A 17730-nucleotide genomic window follows, 5' to 3' on the forward strand; every position below is an offset into this window, starting at 1 on the left:
ATATGATCTATTTATGATCTTCGCTATTATTTTATGATCTAGTTGTGCTAAGATGCGCTTGCCTTCTCTACTTTTTAGAGAAAGCTTGAATTTTTATAATGAGAGCGAGGTTGAAATAAAATGGCGTTTGTGAAGTTTTTTAAAGATACAGCAGCTGATCTTGGAGAGGTGGTTAAACAAAGACCCCCAATTTATACTTCAGTTAAAAAGTTAATTAATCAGTTAGACTATGAAGCAAAAGAAGGTAAAAAAACGCTTCCTAACGATGTTCTCAATGCGGTTCAACAACTTAAAGCTCAATTACAGTCAACACTAGATAAATTTGACAGTGATCTTGAGAAAGGGATACGAATTCTAGCATATAAAAATCGGGTTAAAGAAATGGCCGAGGAATGTCGCTCAGCTATCTATAGTTGGGAACCAACCTTAATGGCACAAACTGGAGCATTCAATAAGCTCAAAGCATACATTAACGCGTTTCTGGAAGAGTATTTTGGGATTGAGTCATATTTTACAATAGAGAAAAACGAACTTGGCTTGAAACAGGGTATGAGTTCCAATTGGGTTAACACAAAAGGTGCTCTCACCGAAGAAGTTATTCAAAGTCCTGAAGATCTTCCATGCGGCTGTATCCTAAGTTGCTAAAATAAGGAATTTCTTATAACCTGGGAGAACCCATCCCAGGTTATATTCCATGTAGCTTACTCACAAATAAACTCCAAATTCATTTCCAAAAAATAAATTCTATCCTGTTAGTTTTTCAATTCTTCTCCTAATCAATCAATGCTAATATTATTGATATGAATCAAAAAGTTCAAAAGGAAGTGTATTATGCTCCAAGGCTTATCTGCTCAGCCAACTCATTGCTTAGGAGTTAGCCTATGAATCGCACCATTCTATTTACATCCGGATTAATTATCATATGGATAGTTGGTTACTTTCTGGTAATAGGAAGCCATGTGTTGATTCCTTTGGTGATTGCGGTTTTTATTTGGTTTCTTCTTAATACGATAAGTAACATTATTCAACGCATACCAGCGATACCTAATTGGCTCAGCATGATTTGTGCCTTTGCAATACTTGGAGTATCTCTTTTAATTTTTATAAATATCATTACCAATAATGTCACTAATGTCATCGCTGCATCCAATCGCTATCAAGAAAACTTATTAACAATTTTTAGCAATATTGATCAAAAATTTCACATTCAAATATTAGCGAGTATGAATAACATGCTCAAAGGTCTCAATTTTCAAACGATTTTCACGAGCGTTTATGGGGTATTCACAACGCTTACTAGTTCAACTGTACTTATTTTATTGTATGTTGCCTTTTTATTTGTCGAACAACATTTTTTTCTAAAAAAAATTGATGCGCTTTTTCCCTCTTTGGAAAGCCGTCTTTTAGTTAACAACATCATTAGTCATATCGCAAACAATATGCAGACTTATCTGGGAATTAAATCCATTTTAAGTATTATTACTGCTCTTTCCAGCTGGATAATTATGAAATGGGTGAAATTGGATTTTGCAGAATTTTGGGCACTTCTTATCTTTTTTCTCAATTTTATTCCCAATATTGGCGCCATTATTGCGATTGCTTTTCCAGCCACTTTGGCCTTGGTTCAATTTGCCAGTTGGATTCCTTTTACTGAAATCATTCTGGGTTTAGGAATCATACAATTTATAGTAGGAAATTTGATTGAACCACGTTTCTTAAGTAATTCATTGAATTTAAGCCCATTAGTTATCTTAATTGCCTTAGCAGTTTGGGGTGCAATATGGGGAGTATTAGGGATGTTCCTCTCCGTACCCATCACCGTCATGATGATGATTATCTTTGCCCATTTTGAAAAAACAAGACCTATAGCCATTCTTTTATCTCAAGACGGAGATGTCTTCAAAACTTATGAACTATTGCCTGCAAATAACTTACCTGAGCAAGATTGGACTCAATTTTAAAAAATGTAGCCTAGGTGCGGCGCAGCAGAACTGGGCTTGATGATATATAACATCCCCTGACTTTCGCTGCGCTGTCCACCCCAGGCTACGCATCAATGAAATCGTTTATTTTGGTTCCCAGAATGCAATATGAGCTCCAGTAGGATCTTTAATAATCGCAAAAAGTCCCATATCTCCAGCAGGAGTAACTCCTTTAATTTCTTCAGCTCCATTTTGTTTGGCTTTTGCTAATGTATCTGCAACATGACTCACCAAAATATAAGCCATCCAATGAGGTGAAATTTCATTTTGTTGATTTGCAGGAATCTGCCAGATACCTGCAAATTCTTTATCGTTGGCTTGAATAAGAGTGTATGTCATTTCACCAGAGTGTATTTCTTTAAATTGCCACCCTAGTACTTTGCTATAAAACTCTTTCGCTTTGCTCACATCCGCAGTAGCTAATTCATTCCAGCAGAATTGACCCATAGAATTTTGTGACATATTCATTTCCTTATTTTATTAGCAGTGTTTGAATGATAGTCCATAATTGCAAAAGATGTTAAAAAACATGGTCTGGAAATAAGACTATTCTTATCAAGCTGCCGAAGCAGCTTTAGCGGCTTCGCTTAACTCATTCTGGAATTTCTCCAGATCAGGAAAAAGATTCTTGCGAAATTCAAAAAGGTTTCTTTCTATTGATGAAGCAAAAAATCCGGGTTTATACGGTTTTTCTTCTTTATAATATGCCTCATACAGAGGAGCAAGAATGTGTTTATCTATCCACGCCATAAATTGGTTAAGGCGCTTATTTGAAGAAAATTTAGGGAGGTTTTCATTAAACTCCTCACGGAGATCTTTAATTAAATCACCTGCTTTATCGTGATTAGCAGTTGCAAATTTTTTTAATTGTTCTTTTGAATCACTCAGGTTATCCAGGCATAAATCATTTCTAGCAGTGCCAATTTTTGCTACTAATTGCGTCACTTCGGCATCATGCCGTGTAAATGCTTGCAATAACCCTTTCAAGATAGTAACTTCTTCTGAATCCTTTGAAACGTCCCCCAAGCTTTCAAGTTTAATTTTATCGATAATTTCCTGTACTATTCTTTTTCTCTTATTCACAAGATCACTTTGTTTTTCAAGCAACTTCGTTAATTTGCCAAATTCCTCAATTTGGTCAAAAGGTTTTACTTTTTGTTGCAACTTATTAAATAATTTTTTAATAGATTCTATGTCCAGAGTACTATTCTCACCCTTAAAAGCCTGCTCCAGTTCTCCATAAGCTTGATTATATTCTTGAATTTGCTTTGCAATCGCAGCATTTAGAGGATAGGTTTTCTCTTTATACACCAGAGAATTCCCTTCGTAAGTTAAAGTAAGAGGGGAAAAGGCTGCAAACCTGTTTCTTAAATCGTCTAGCTCTCTTTGCTTTTCAACAAAACTCTTAATTTCGTTTTGACTTTCTATTAGTTGGATGAACTGTTTTGTTATCTTCTGTAAGAGTTCTGCATTTATCATTAACGGGTTTGAAGTCGAAGAATAGTTTTTAAAGAACTTAGTTAAACGTTCATATAAGTAATTATATCTCTCAACCATATGTTGGGTAGAATAATTCAGAGTATAATTAGCTCCCTCAAAAGATAGAGCTTTTTCCTTTGAAGTAGTGTTCGTTAAGACAAACGGAGTGTGATTTTTAAACTTTTCTTTGAAATCTAAAAACTCTTTCCTATTTTTTCTTTGCTCTTCAAGAAAAGCAATAATCTGTATTTGATTTCTTTGTAATGCAGCAAACTGTTCTTTTTTATTCTTAAATAAAATAGGATCTACTGGAAATTCGTTATCACTCAATGCCTCAAATAATTGTTTATGAGCGAGATTATATTGCTCAACCAATATTTGAGTTGGAAAATCCAAGACATATGTTTCTCCTTGATATTCTAAAGAATCATTCTGCAAATTAAATTTCAGAAGTGATTTTGAAAGTTTTCCTTTTTATATCTAAAAGATCCAGTCTATTGATTTTTAGCTCTTCTTCATATGCAATAATATACTGCTCAATTTCAGTTTTACTTTCTCTAATAAGTTGTAATTCATGATGAAAATCAACATACTCGCTCGACTTATTGTCATCCTTAAACGCATCACTTATTTTTGCTCGTGCTGAAGTATAATTCTCTAAATTTTTTCTAATGGAATCAGAGATAAAATAAGATTTACCATTGTAATTAAAAAATTCGCTTTTAACTGTTAACAGAGGAAAATCTTTTTCAAATTGCACTTTTAATTTCTTGAGATCACTGCCTACATTTCTCACATGGCGAACAATAACACAGTTATCAGGAACATCGGTTGAGAAACCCAAAGTATAAGTTAAGAGTCTATGTAAATACCATTGTGCCTGCTGATTATCTATTCCTTTGTCAAAGTCATATTCCAGTGCTTTTTGATAATTATTAAAATTTTGGTAAAAATCATGAGGGGCATTTGTAAATGCCTCATAGAGGCAAGCTCTTTTGACACAAAAATCTAAATCTTTTCCAATTAAACCTTTAATGACTTGCTGATGACTAACAATGACACTTATAACTTGAGCAATATATTTTTTTTTCTCACCTAGTTGAGCAAGTAAATTTTTTCGCTCTTTTATAATTTCCTGTCTAGTAGTCAGATCATCGTCCCATTGCATGGAGGATATAAGTAGTTTTGCCTCATAATCAGTTGTATTAAAACTAAAATCAACTGATTTTAATTGTGTTGCTAAATCAACCGGACCTCTATTCGTCCTATAATAGGCCGTATCTATAATACCCTTTACAGTAGACAACCTCTCATGGAGAGCCTCAAGCTCTTCGACCTGTTGCTTAATTTCCGCATCCAGTTTTGATATTTCAAGTTTGTCTTCAATTAATTTACAAACTTGTTCGAAATCAAATTTTTTCTTATTAATCTCATAGACCTCATTGGCCATCGCGGCATATAAATCGGGTGGAATTCGTCCTCCTTTTAAACGTTCATAGATTTCGCCTGTTTTCTGTGTAATTGACTCGATTTCATCAAGAAATTTTTTCAACAGCTCCAGATCGGACTGAATTGAGTCACGTAATATGGGATCAATTCGCCCCAATTTAAATTGAATATTGAAAGTATGTTGTTTTAATCGGGCATAAAGTTGGGCAACCGCGTTTTTATTTCTCGAAAAAACTTCGCCATGTTCTTTGGGGTCAAGTTTAGGGTATAAATCCTCTTCAATAACGGAAAGATCGGTTTCAATCTGCCCTATGTTTGCAATGGCAGTCTTCAGCAGTTTATTGCGATTCTCAAGTAAGAGAATGCACGCGCTTCTGGGCATGGGCTCTTGTAGACGTTCCTCTATCGCCTGAATTTGTTCCTGTAAATGAGCGGTGATGGCATCGCGTTTTTTTAATAAAGCTTTTGCATCATTATTGATTGCCACACAGCGATAGATTTTTTTCTGAGTTTTTGCCGTGTCAGCCAATGCGTAACCTTCCTCCCTTAAAAATTTTTCTCTTTCATGATCGGCATTAGGTGAAAACGCTTCGATTATAGCAACCCGGTCTCTTCCTTGCTTTTGCTTATGCTTTATTTTGCCATCTTTCATATAAGATACTCTTATTGGTTTACCCCCAGCATCATATGATTATAAATCGCACACATTAAGCAATTATTAAATATTTGAGTGAATTTTTAGTAATTTTGTCTATAAATTTATAAATAAGAGATTAAGCAAAAAAGCTATCTAAAATTAGTCAGGATGCATGATAAGAAACTGAAGGAGTCGAATTAATTATAGGCAAACTGTAAACAGACTCCCTCTGATTGCTCCGAATCGAGTTCTAAAAGACGATAGATATCTTGAACAGCTTCCTCTTTAGGATTAAGTTGTTTTTGATAGGTATCATTTAATCGATACCCCACATAGATTAGCGTTACACCCAAGGCAATTGGCCAAGAAGCAACGGCCGCAGTAATAAGAAATGCAATTCCCCCCACATTAAAGGCCATGTTGTTCCAAAATTCGAGGTAATTTTTGCTGCATTCATCGTTGAGATTTTTTAAGAGTTGGCGATGATGATCATCGTCCAGGATTTTACCATTTGCCAATTCACGTCGTACCGCAATAGATGATTTTTGGTATTTTTTATATTCTTCCGCGGTGTTATACAATGCATTACCAAGCATACTAAATAATGCAATTCCGGCTAAAGCAAGTGGACCGGTACATACCATACTGATTGCAAAACAGGTGGCAATTAGGTTTGCTCCTACTATGTTAATTGCAAAATAGGTGCATTGAGCTTCCCATTCATCATTTAGTACATCAATCTGGCGCTGAATGACGGCTTGTTCGAAGGTTGTTGCATCATTTAATTGTGTCTGTAATTCCTGGACATGATCCTGATATTGGCCGGCTTCAAAAAGCCACTGTGCTAACAACAATAATGTGTCGAAAGTAAGGCTAGCAACAATAATTAGTGGAACAGCAGAGCCAGCAATATGAAAAAAATTATTATAAGTAGTTAACAAACCTACTCCAGCCCAAACCAAATCACTAGCCATGATAAAACCACGTTTTTCCATTTCTTGTTTCAGTACTTTCTTTGACGATAATTCTTCACTTATTGCGGACTGGAGAATATGTTTGAGCACTAAGATTAAATTAATCACAAAACGGAATGTATAGAGGAAAATACCCAGATCAGTAATGGCTTTGCGTGAGTTATTCAGAAAATTAATGCCATCGATAAAACTGTATTGATTACCAAGAACCGTATTAACTTCTTGAATCAATTCAGAAACAGAACTCTTCTGAAGATAAATAATTACATAATTTGCTAGACTGCGGCTGTGGGTGAATTGAGAACGCCAGGTGTTTAAAGCACCGACATTTTGGCGTAATTTGGAAATACTAATAAATGATGTCAGATGATCTAGAATGCTTGTTTGCAATCCCTCTATCATGAACTCCGAGAAATTATCAATTGATTTTCGCTTTTCTTGTGCAAGGTCTATTTTATAAAATGCCTCTAATTTTTTGCGAAATTGTTTTAATTTTTTCAAATCAGAATCAACAAAATCAAGTTGATAATAAGAAATTAGCGAATCACACAAGAAATACAAATAATGCACAGTAACGCTTTCTTGTGTCCAACATGATTTATTCGATATAAATACTTGATGAAACGATAAAAATTCATCATTTAATCGATCTAAATGAAACTCATCCTCTTTAAAGGAAAGATTATTTTTTTTCAATGAATTATTAAAAAAAGCATGCTTTATGAGACCAATTTTTGATTTTCCCATAAAAGAACTCTTTGAGATGAATTGTGAAGAATTGCTCAATTGTACTATGGGTATTTAGAAACAGATTAAAACAATAGTGTTAATTTTCTGCAAAAAAATAGTTAAAAAAAAAGTAAATGATCAAAATCAAAATTAAGAGAATGATTTAAGTACAAAAGCACCCTCTTTTTTTTCTAAAAACTAATTGATAAACTCTCTCCCCAAATAATCCATAATCCCGAGATATAAAGTTGACTCTTGATGCAAATAATTCCTCTGATTCTATTGAAGAAAATTCTTTAGAAAAAGAGAAAGTGGTTATTATTATTCCAACGCACAATGAAGCGCTGGTCATTCAATCAACAATAGAACAAGTATTTGCATCAGTAGAACAAATTGAGCAATATGATATTCATATTTTAATTTTTGATAGCGCCTCTACAGATAACACAAAACAAATTGTTACTTCATTACAGAGCAATTATCCAAAATTACATTTACAAAATGAGCCCACTAAATCCGGACTTGGTTCTGCTTATTTGCAAGCCATGAATTATGCGTTAACTGCTCTAAATGCAGATATTATTTTTGAATTTGATGCGGATCTATCTCACCAACCCAAGTATATTCGCCCTATCTTAGATATGTTGCAAAATTGTGATTGTGTGCTGGGAAGCCGTTATGTAGAAGGTGGAAGTATTCCGAGTAATTGGGAATTACATCGAAAATTATTCTCCATTTTAGGCAATTACATTGCTCGAGCAGTACTCACACCAAAATATAAGGATTTTACCAGTGGTTTTCGTGCTACTCGCAGGCAACAACTTATAAAAATTCTGCCTCATCAATTTCTTACAAATCATTATGCATATAAAATGCAGTTGTTGTGGCTTTTACATAAAAATAAAGCAAAAATTCGTGAGTATCCCATTGATTTTATCGATCGAAATCAAGGGTACAGCAAATTACCTAAAAACAGTGTTGTTGATTCACTGCGAGTCGTTTTTACTTTACGATATCATGAAATCAAGCGCTATTTGAAAATGTGTCTTGTTGGCTCCTTGGGTATTTTTGTACAGTTTATTACCTACAATGTATTGCGTGAATACTTTCAATTCTCGCCTTTTGAGGCCTCACAAATTGCAGTATGTGCAGCGATCATTAATAATTTCTTTTTAAATAGCAAAATTACATTTAGCGCCAAGAATAAATTACCCTGGTCCTTAAAAATAAAGCGGCTGTTGATTTTTACTATTTATTCAGTATTTATTATTAACTTACAAAGTTATTGGTTACGCTTAGGAATTTTTTGTTTTGGCGTCGGACCTTTACGTGAAAATATAATCATGGGTATCGGCATTGGATTAATGTCTCTTTTAAATTACTACACTTATTCTCGTCATATATGGGCAGATAAATATGTACTTAGTAATTAAAGATAACTATTGTCATAAAAATGGAGCGACAAAAAATAATTTCACCCATGAATATTCTACCGGGAAATGGATATCCATCAGAGAAACAAGCAAATAATGGGATTATTTTGTGGGCTTTTTTAAGCTCGCGAAGTGTTTACCTGTTTTTAACTCTGTATTTTATCATTTTACTCTTCTTAGCACCTATAAATATATTATCTCTTGATACGTACTATTATTGGGATTGGAGCCGACACCTGGCATTATCCTATTATGACGGCTCCCCAATGATTGCATATTTTATTAGGCTTGCAACTTTATTGTTCGGAGATAACCTATTTGCCTTGAGTTTTATAGGCATCACCTGCATTGCCATCTCGAGTGGGATTATTTATAAAAGTGCTCGATTTTTTTTATCCCCTGAAGCAAGCTGTATTACTATGTTATCCTGGCTATTTTCCCCACTAGTCACCTTAGATATTTTAAAACAAACGACCTATGATACGCCCCTTGCATTATTTTGGTCATTAACCCTGTATTACACTATAAAATTTATTCAAACCAATAGAATAAGAGACCTGTACTTAATTGGTATAAGCTCCGGATTGATGATGTTATCCAAATATAGTGGCATCGTTTTAATCCTTTCCCTGCTGATTTTTTTAATTTTTAGTACCTATCGTTCAATTTTCAAATCAAGACATTTTTATTTTGCTACGATTCTAGCCATTATTATTTTTAGTCCAGTAATTTTCTGGAATTATCAAAATCATTGGCAATCATTTATCTATCAGTTAACCACTCATAAACTTAATCCTGGAGTAAACCCTTTTTATCATGCTGTAAAAACATTGTTTACCTCATTCATCCCGTCACTAAATATTATGCTTCTTCCTCCATTTTTAGTACGAAACCAAAAACTGGATGAAAAAAGTGCATCGGTTGTGACATTGTGCCGTACCATTTGTATTACTTTTCTTTGTTTTTACTTATATACCGCAAGCCAAGCAGGGATTAGGGAGTTTTGGCTGACTCCGTACATAATTAGCAGTGCGATTTTATTTGGATATTGGTTTACAACATTTAATTATCGTAAATTCGCCATTTTATTGCTCATACTTTATGCAATAATTAGTCTCTGCATTCTAATAGATAACACCTCCAAATTTAATTTTATCAAATCAAAAAAACTTATCTCCTATCATTTAATCCAAAAATTTAATGCGAGTCATACAGAGTTACCCGATACAGTCTTTACTTCAGGCTGGTTTACAGCACGCATGCTCTTTTTCCTCAAAAACAAGCCGATTATTTATACTTTAGGTTGTGGCACTGCTCAAAACCAATATGCTTTATGGAATGTTGACATCAATCAAAAAATTGCAGATAAGACTTTGAAAGAAATATTGTATATTGATCGGCATGACCGCCAGAGTTGCTTGAAACAATATTTTGATCAATGTCAAAAAATACCTACTCATGTACATCCATTTAGACATAAGGAATATGCACTGAATGTGTATAAATGCCGAAATTTTTAAGAACTCATCATGAAAATATCCATAAAATATAGCGTTAGTGACAGGCCAGCTTGATAGCTGGCCAATCTTTTTTTAACGTATTCATCGAATTATGTTACCATCCACTTTATTAGATTTTGATAAGGACCATCGATGCTTAAATTACTCTTTCTCTTTATTACATTATTTTCTTCAATATGTTTTGCTGATGAAAAAGAAATAGCAATTACTATGGATGATTTGCCTCTTGTTGCCTCAAGAATGGATACCCCCGGAAATCGACAACGATCAACCGAACGCTTTACCCAAATTGTACAAACATTCCAAAAATATAAAGTTCCAGTCACGGGTTTTGTGATTGCAGGAGCGATAGAAAAAGGTCAATGGGATTTCCTTGAGCAATTTCGTCAGGCAGGCTTTATGTTAGGTAATCATACTTACTCACATTATAATCTGAATCAGATCAACACTGAAAAATATATTGCAGATGTAGATCGTGCCGATAAAATTCTTACGCCAATAATGACTCAACCCAAATATTTTCGCTATCCCTATCTAGCGGAAGGAAATAAAGCCAAAAAACAAGAAGTATATGCTTATCTAAAGAAACATAATTACACTATTGCCCCTGTAACCATTGATAGTAAAGATTTTGACTTTAATGAAATGCTTTATAAAGTTCCATATCGTTCACGAGTAAATTATATTCAAAAGTTAAAACCACGTTATTTGGCTTATATATGGAAGCAAACACTAAGAGCCGAGAAAAACTCTAAGGGCGGAAATACCAAGCAAATATTATTAATTCATGCGAACCTTCTTAATAGCTATGTATTAGGGGATATTTTGGAAATGTATCAAAAAAATGGATATAAATTTATTAGTTTGACTGAGGCACTGAAAAATCCTGCCCCAATCATTAATTTTTCTCCTGCTATGAAAAAGGATACTTTAGGAGCACAATTGAAAAATGAATTCATCAATATTCCCAAGTCAAAAGAAAATTATGTAACACCTGAGTAAATTTCAATCGTCTTTTCAACCTGGGTGCGGCGAAGCGGAACCCAGATAGTTCTATATCAACTCCCGGGTTCCGCTTCGCTGCACCCAGGTTACAATGTGATTAAACAAATCAGTACTGGAGGTTAAATGTTAATACTTGCTATTCTTTTATTTCTTGCTGCAGTAGTTTGTGGTCTCTTTCTTTTGACAGCAATACTACAAGACAGGCCGATTAATATAACGGTGAGAAATCTTCATGCAGTTTTTGCAGCATTGGGGTTGCTCATAATCATCGCTCATATGCTTGCATTTGCGACAGGTAAATCGACACTTCTTGCCGTAAGTTTAATCTTTTTGATCGTTGCTGCATTAGGTGGATTGAGCATGGTTGCACTTGCTAAGAAAGGTAAAGCACTTCCCAAAAAGGCAGTACTTGTTCATCCAATAATTGCCCTTGCCGGATTAATTGCTTTAGTAATCTATGTATTACCCTGATTATTCGGGTTCAAACCTGTGTTTCAATCGTTCACGAAGCGATTGAACTAATATCGGTGGTGCCTTATCTGGTGATCCTGAGTCAAACGGTGGTTCGGGATCATATTCCAAACCAAGTTGTAAACTTTGCGCCACATTTTCATTAATAAGTTTTGCAGCAAGATATAAGGCCATATCAATACCAGCAGAAACTCCAGCTGCAGTAATAATTTTACCATCCGTTACAAATCGTTTATGTGTCGGTATGGCTCCCCATTTTTCCAATCGATTCATTACTGCCCAATGAGTTGTTGCTTTAACTCCAGATAAAATTCCTGCTGCTCCCAGGATCAAACTTCCAGTACAGACTGAAGTAGTCCATAAAGTATGTTCATGAATTGTTTGAATCCATGTAAGAATTTCAGGACATTCACGTAATGCAGTTGCATTACCAGCACCTGGAATCAACACAATATCAGTTTGAGAAATTTCATTTAATGCATGCTCAGCAATTAATGTGAGTCCGGAACAAGTACGTACCTGTCCCTTATTTAATGCAACCCGCTGCACGATAACTTCTGGCAAACGACTCAGTACCTCATAGGGACCAATTGCGTCGAGAGCCGTCATTCCTTCATAAAATAAAAAAGTAACGTGCAGTGGTTTAGACATGCTTTTCTAACCCTTTTTAACAAACTGAGATTTTAATTTCATGGCACCAATTCCCTCAATTTTACAATCAATGTCATGATCTCCATCTACCAAGCGAATATTTTTTACTTTGGTACCAACTTTTACTACTTGCGATGATCCTTTTATTTTGAGATCTTTAATTACAGTAACCGTATCCCCATCTTGCAGAATTTGACCGTGGGCATCTTTAATAATGCGTTGATCGTCATGGCTCTGTTCTTCGACACCATCTTTTGCCCATTCATAGGAACATTCCGGGCAAATTAGTTGATTACCATCTTCATAAGTATATTCTGAATTACATTTAGGGCATTGGGGTAAAGAAGACATATTTTTTTCCAGTTAAAAAAGAGATTCATAGTATAGCAAAAACTCAATTAGTCTCCTACAACACTAATAAGCAGATGACGTTCTTGTGATTGATAACGATGCTCATAGAGATAGATACCTTGCCACGTACCTAAAACCAATGTTCCATTTTGTATAGGAATGGTTAAACTGATTTGAGTTAATACAGTACGAATATGTGCAGGCATATCATCCGGGCCTTCAATTAAATGTTTAAAAAGTGGATCCCCATCCGGAATTAATCGAACCAAAAAATGTTCTAGATCCTTGCGAACCTGAGGATCATAATTTTCACAAAGCATCAAAGAAGCACTAGTATGTTTGAGAAATAAATGACATAAGCCTTGTTGTATCGTGGTTTTTGATAAGAGCGCTTTCACATCAGCAGTAATATCCTGCGTACCTCGACCAGAAGTGTTAAACGTGATGGAGAATTGTTCAATTTTCATAAGATTAATGATTCGGTTATTGGTTCATTTGTACTATCGCAAAATTACGTCACGATTCAAAGTAAATCATCGGGCTCTACCATAGAACCAATAATTGTCAGTACTTTATGTCTGGACTTATCTCCTCGTTGCAAGGTAATTTGTCTTGCTGGTACTTTAAATATCTGTGCAATATACTTCAAAAGTGCTTTATTAGCGCGACCTTCAAGTGGTGGGGTATTTAAGCGTATTTTAAGCTCCCCCTCATGAAGACCTACAATCTCTGTTTTTTTTGCACCCGGCTGAACATATAAACGAAGGGTTAATCCTTCAGCATCACGTTGATACCACATTGATACCATCACCCCTGGAGTTTTTAAAACCAAATTAAATCATTTATTAATGAGTTACAAGATAAATCAGAGTAAAGAAGATCAGATCCTGGGCTACAGCTGCGCATTCACCCAGATGATCCAATTGATTTAGTTAGTAAGACTAAGAGAAGATACTACGTGTTCCATTTGTGTCATGGTACTGTCATAAGTTTTATCAAATAATTTGATATTACTCTCCAACATGCGTCGATTTACTTCCTCCATCTCCTTTTCTATTTCCTGCATTTTATAAGTATGAGAAAAGAACGAATCGACATGATTTGCAATGCTTGCCCCATTTTTTCCAACTTGAGATTGAAACCATAATTTCACATTAGGAGCAGGACATTCTTTAGTAATAAGACGCGCAGGAAACTTGCCATCACTTAATGGTTGAGCCAGGTTGTCCCCTTCTTTTTCTAATCGCTCCAGTAAAGAAGGATCATCCGTCATAATTGCTTGGCGTATGGTCGCATCGCGAACGATTGTCAGCATTTTTGTGTATTTTTCAATCTTCTCGCTTGCCACACTTCCTACGTATTTCTTTGCTGTTGCATAAGCCAAGTTCTCACCATCAAAAATAATGCGTGGATCGTTTGCAAATAGTTCTAAAATTTCTGGACGACCAGTGGATAAAATGACACTCATGGTCGTTTTAGTCGCCTTAGCGCTTTCAAAGCTGAGATCAGGTTGTTTTGCAATAAACTCAATCAAATCTAATGGTGGTGTTAAGAGAAGAACGACTCGCATCAGAAGGGTTCTTCCATTTGTGTTTACTGCATTGACTAATTCAGGATAATCAGTAATCAGCGTTTTAACTTTTTCGTATTCTTTTTTAGTTATAGCTTGCCATAATGCTTCTTCTTGTGGCGTCATTATTTTCTCCCTTTTATAAAAAATTGGACATATTATAACAAAAAAGAGGCATGATGTGGTATAAAATTTCAATTATAATACAAAAATCATTTACATCCCCACACTATTTTGTGGCTTATCATTGAACTGAAACATAGAGGCAAGGCTATCTTTTACATGATTTAAAGGATCATAATCAATGCCCAAATTACATGCTTCACAAATTTTTTGAATGTGAGACGGGCTTGCTTTATCAAAGCCAATTGATTTTACATCTTCAATAAGATTTTCGATTTTTGCTATTTTTTCTGCAATTTCTGGTTCGGCATCTTCATTTAATTCACTTAAAACAGTGGATAATTCTTCGATCATTGATTCATAATGGTGCTGTTTTTCAGGATCAAACTCAATAAACTCAGTCCTATCCCTCATAGAACTCATATAAAATCGATATCGTTGAGCAGACAATGAGTTTTGAGGTTCTTCACTAGGTGCAACTTCAGATTCTTCTTCTTTAGGCCTTGAAAATTCAATCACAGGGTCAATTGGTTCCGCATCAATAATGCGCTCTTCAGCAACAGGAGCAATTTGAGCTTTTTCATCATGAGTAACTTTAGACTGATACTGTTCTCCGCTCATCAGCTCATCAGCAGAGCTACTAAATTTCAGGTCAACGCCTCGCTCCACCGACACAGAGGAAATGGAAGTATTTCCATTAAGAACTGTAGAATCATGGTGTTCTTCGCTCTCAGCCTCAACAACAGAAATATTTGGGTTCAACTCAACGTCATGTTTTGCAGACCCCGCGGGAATGGAAATATTTTCACTAAGTACTTTAGAATCAAGCTGTTCTTCGTCCGCAGCATTAACATCAGAAGTACTTGAGTTCAATTCAACGCTATGCATTGCAGGCACCGCGGGAATGGGGGCATTGTCATTAAGTACTTTAGAGTCATGCTGTTCCTTATTCTCTGCCTCAACAACAAGTGTGCTTGATTTAAAACCAACATTTTGCTCTTCAGGTATAAGATCAGCAAGCCTTGGAGCAAGGGTTTTAGAATCCACATCAAGCACTTCTTGTATTAGAGAAGAACTTTTTGGAGTTTGCAATAACTGCTCTACGCGAGGTTGAGGCAGAATAAACACTTTTTTTATCAGGTTTACACTGATATCAAAACGTTTTTTTGATTCTTCTGACAATATTGGTTGAACAATACTCACTATGTTTTCCAATTCTTTATTACATTTATTTAATAAAATTTGAGTGGCATCATATTTCTCAACTGTTTTTAACTCTTCTTTATATTTTTTTAATTGCATCAGTGCCATATCCAGTTTATTGATTTGTTCTTTATCCAATTCATCAGCAGGACATTTTATTAATTCATCTATAATAATACTCAAACTACTGTCTACATCTTCTAAAGCATGAGCACGTGCTTTCTCATAATGAACAGAAATCGCCTCCATCTCCTTTTTCCATTCGCTTTGAATCGCTTGGATTTCCTTTTGAAAACTCATAGTAATTGCTTGATGTTTTTCATAAGCTTTTTGTAATTGTGGTGACTCATGACGAACTTCTTCAAAAAATGCTTCCAGAGCTCCTTGGGCTTCTTTAAATTTTTCTTTTTTAATTTGGTGGTGTTTTTCAATGGCTTCTATCTCTAATGGAGTTTCTCCAACCACTGGAGTTATCTCTGTACTTCTCGCATCCATTTCCTCTTTTATTACTACTAATTTTTTATAAAGTATTATCGCTTTTTGTTTTGTTTCTTCGCGAATGTTATCGTCTTGGTTAATGACATCTAATGTCTCTCGCATTAGGGTAAGATGTTGCACATAAGTTGTGTCGATTTGTTTTATTTGCTTCATATGGTAGAGATGAGTAATTCGTTGCATTTCATCTTCATAATATCGAAATAAATCCATATTAGTTAAGCCATAAAGCGATTTTTCCCATTCAGATGCAGGCGCGGCTAACGATTTATGTTCTTCAGGTTGTTGTAATGATGGCTCTTTTTTTCTGGGAACAAACACAAAATCCTGTAAATTGGCGGCTGCAGCCTGAGCTTGCTCTTTTTCGATTTCTTCAAGCAATGCAATTTCTTTTGCCAATAGATCTTTATCTTCAAAAAGAGATCGAATTACATCAAACTGACCAGTAACCGTTAGAAAAAAGAGCAAATTGTGCTCGCACAAATGAATAAATTCACTAAGAAATTGTTCATTTTGATGAATCACGTCATTTTTATTTTGGATAGAATTGAGCCTTCTAAGCCATCCTAAATAGGAAACCAAAAGAGGATAGGTTGCTTCAGATAACTCACGTTGTTTTAAGATTGCATCACTGGGATCACCCATTACCCGTTTTAAATGCTCATCTGGTGATATATGAAGAATTCCCATCACTCATTACCCATTTATTGCTCACATTTTCCTTAAGTATAGTATTTTTTATTCCATGCGATTTAATAATGAACAGTGAATGAGTCGTTTTTAATGTAACAACAGGAATGAGTCGAGTGATTGCAAGCAATGTACTGCGTTCAATGCCGTACATTTTTAGGGAGATAATTCATTACGCAGTAACTCAAACATTTTGCGTTAGTAATCTCAAGATCACGAAAATAGGTTATTTCCTTTAAATAAAAATCAAATGTCTCCTGAATTGCTTCAAAATAACCTTTAATGACAACCGAATAACGCATTTTCTCTGTATAGTGCATTTCGAGTAGTTTGGAATATAAAAAAGTGACTTCATCAGCACATTGTGTGTGCGCCATAAGCGCAACATCAAAACAATTCGCTTCAAGCAATTTAGTGTTCAGCTTGTATATATTGGCAAGTATGTTGGAAATGTAAAAATTAATTTTTCCTATTTTTTCTTTATACACATCACCTAACACGTCAGGAATTGAATGAACCATATCACGCAAGAAATTTAAATCAGCAATATAATTTCCCAACACATGATCTTTCTTCATTTCTATAAATCGAGCTTGCCATTCTACCAAGAGCATCACGATACGCTTATATGCAATTAGTTCTTTTTCTTTAGAATAATCTAGTGTAGGAAATTGGTTGCTGGTTTTTATATGTTCCATTTTTCCCATCACCATAAAACATGCATTTTTTATATCTTCAAAAGTTAATGACTCAAAATTACTAGTTCCAATTTTTTCACTAATAGTATCAATAACTTTGACTACATCAGGAGATAACATTGCGATTCCAAATTTCAACATCGTCTAAATTTGATTATAGTTCAATATTTAAACAAAAAAAGGGGGGGGGGTCGTTTGGAAGATTGATGATACTTAATGCATGATTGAACATCTTTATAACTAGGTAGCGCTGGTACCCAGCGCTACATA

Annotated in this window: 17 protein-coding genes; 6 read left to right on the plus strand and 11 right to left on the minus strand. The window is 34.9% G+C overall.

Annotated elements, in window-relative coordinates:
* Positions 1–120 precede the first annotated feature (120 nt).
* Positions 121–645: a hypothetical protein gene (locus DGG96_RS03320; RefSeq protein ID WP_110141182.1), complete on the plus strand. Its 525-nt coding sequence runs from the start codon at positions 121–123 to the stop codon at positions 643–645.
* Between the two features lie 236 nt (positions 646–881).
* A complete protein-coding gene (locus tag DGG96_RS03325) occupies positions 882–1961 on the plus strand; it encodes an AI-2E family transporter (RefSeq protein WP_110141181.1) in 1080 nt (359 codons plus the stop codon).
* A gap of 105 nt (positions 1962–2066) precedes the next feature.
* Here DGG96_RS03325 and DGG96_RS03330 read toward each other — a convergent pair whose 3' ends face one another.
* The 4 genes from DGG96_RS03330 to DGG96_RS03345 all read right to left on the minus strand — a co-directional run bounded on the left by DGG96_RS03330 (position 2067) and on the right by DGG96_RS03345 (position 7268).
* Positions 2067–2444, minus strand: coding sequence for a VOC family protein (locus DGG96_RS03330; protein WP_110141180.1), 378 nt, complete (start codon positions 2442–2444; stop codon positions 2067–2069).
* Positions 2445–2537: 93 nt separating this feature from the next.
* Positions 2538–3899: a hypothetical protein gene (locus tag DGG96_RS03335; RefSeq protein ID WP_110141179.1), complete on the minus strand. Its 1362-nt coding sequence runs from the start codon at positions 3897–3899 to the stop codon at positions 2538–2540.
* Between the two features lies 1 nt (position 3900).
* The gene (locus tag DGG96_RS03340; RefSeq protein ID WP_110141178.1) at positions 3901–5562 is read right to left on the minus strand and encodes a hypothetical protein; all 1662 of its coding nucleotides are present in this window, start codon (positions 5560–5562) and stop codon (positions 3901–3903) included.
* A 182-nt stretch (positions 5563–5744) separates the two neighbouring features.
* Positions 5745–7268 carry a hypothetical protein gene (locus tag DGG96_RS03345; RefSeq protein WP_110141177.1) on the minus strand — a complete coding sequence of 508 codons (1524 nt, stop codon included), beginning with the start codon at positions 7266–7268 and terminating at the stop codon, positions 5745–5747.
* A gap of 230 nt (positions 7269–7498) precedes the next feature.
* On the opposite strand from DGG96_RS03345, the gene DGG96_RS03350 reads away from it, so the two are divergent.
* The 4 genes from DGG96_RS03350 (at position 7499) to DGG96_RS03365 (ending at position 11679) form a co-directional block, all read left to right on the plus strand.
* Positions 7499–8683 carry a glycosyltransferase family 2 protein gene (locus DGG96_RS03350; RefSeq protein ID WP_110141176.1) on the plus strand — a complete coding sequence of 395 codons (1185 nt, stop codon included), beginning with the start codon at positions 7499–7501 and terminating at the stop codon, positions 8681–8683.
* Positions 8684–8703: 20 nt separating this feature from the next.
* Positions 8704–10203 (plus strand): glycosyltransferase family 39 protein, encoded by a 1500-nt coding sequence (locus DGG96_RS03355; protein ID WP_240610423.1) that lies wholly within the window; start codon positions 8704–8706, stop codon positions 10201–10203.
* Between the two features lie 132 nt (positions 10204–10335).
* Positions 10336–11205, plus strand: a complete 870-nt coding sequence (locus tag DGG96_RS03360) for a polysaccharide deacetylase family protein (RefSeq protein WP_110141175.1) — start codon at positions 10336–10338, stop codon at positions 11203–11205.
* 126 nt (positions 11206–11331) lie between these two features.
* Complete coding sequence (locus DGG96_RS03365) at positions 11332–11679, plus strand: hypothetical protein (protein ID WP_110141174.1); 348 nt, start codon at positions 11332–11334, stop codon at positions 11677–11679.
* Here the strand turns inward: DGG96_RS03365 and DGG96_RS03370 are convergent, their stop codons facing one another.
* The 7 genes from DGG96_RS03370 to DGG96_RS03400 form a co-directional block, all read right to left on the minus strand.
* Positions 11680–12330 (minus strand): DJ-1/PfpI family protein, encoded by a 651-nt coding sequence (locus DGG96_RS03370; RefSeq protein ID WP_110141173.1) that lies wholly within the window; start codon positions 12328–12330, stop codon positions 11680–11682.
* Between the two features lie 6 nt (positions 12331–12336).
* Positions 12337–12681 (minus strand): zinc ribbon domain-containing protein YjdM, encoded by a 345-nt coding sequence (locus tag DGG96_RS03375; RefSeq protein ID WP_110141172.1) that lies wholly within the window; start codon positions 12679–12681, stop codon positions 12337–12339.
* A 47-nt stretch (positions 12682–12728) separates the two neighbouring features.
* Positions 12729–13148 (minus strand): secondary thiamine-phosphate synthase enzyme YjbQ, encoded by a 420-nt coding sequence (locus DGG96_RS03380; protein ID WP_110141171.1) that lies wholly within the window; start codon positions 13146–13148, stop codon positions 12729–12731.
* A 56-nt stretch (positions 13149–13204) separates the two neighbouring features.
* Positions 13205–13480 (minus strand): DUF167 domain-containing protein, encoded by a 276-nt coding sequence (locus tag DGG96_RS03385; RefSeq protein ID WP_110141170.1) that lies wholly within the window; start codon positions 13478–13480, stop codon positions 13205–13207.
* 129 nt (positions 13481–13609) lie between these two features.
* A complete protein-coding gene (locus tag DGG96_RS03390; protein WP_110141169.1) occupies positions 13610–14377 on the minus strand; it encodes a hypothetical protein in 768 nt (255 codons plus the stop codon).
* A 90-nt stretch (positions 14378–14467) separates the two neighbouring features.
* Positions 14468–16762: an MICOS complex subunit MIC60 gene (locus DGG96_RS03395; RefSeq protein WP_110141168.1), complete on the minus strand. Its 2295-nt coding sequence runs from the start codon at positions 16760–16762 to the stop codon at positions 14468–14470.
* A 140-nt stretch (positions 16763–16902) separates the two neighbouring features.
* Positions 16903–17580 (minus strand): hypothetical protein, encoded by a 678-nt coding sequence (locus tag DGG96_RS03400; protein ID WP_110141167.1) that lies wholly within the window; start codon positions 17578–17580, stop codon positions 16903–16905.
* Positions 17581–17730: the final 150 nt, after the last annotated feature.

The organism is Legionella qingyii, from assembly GCF_003184185.1.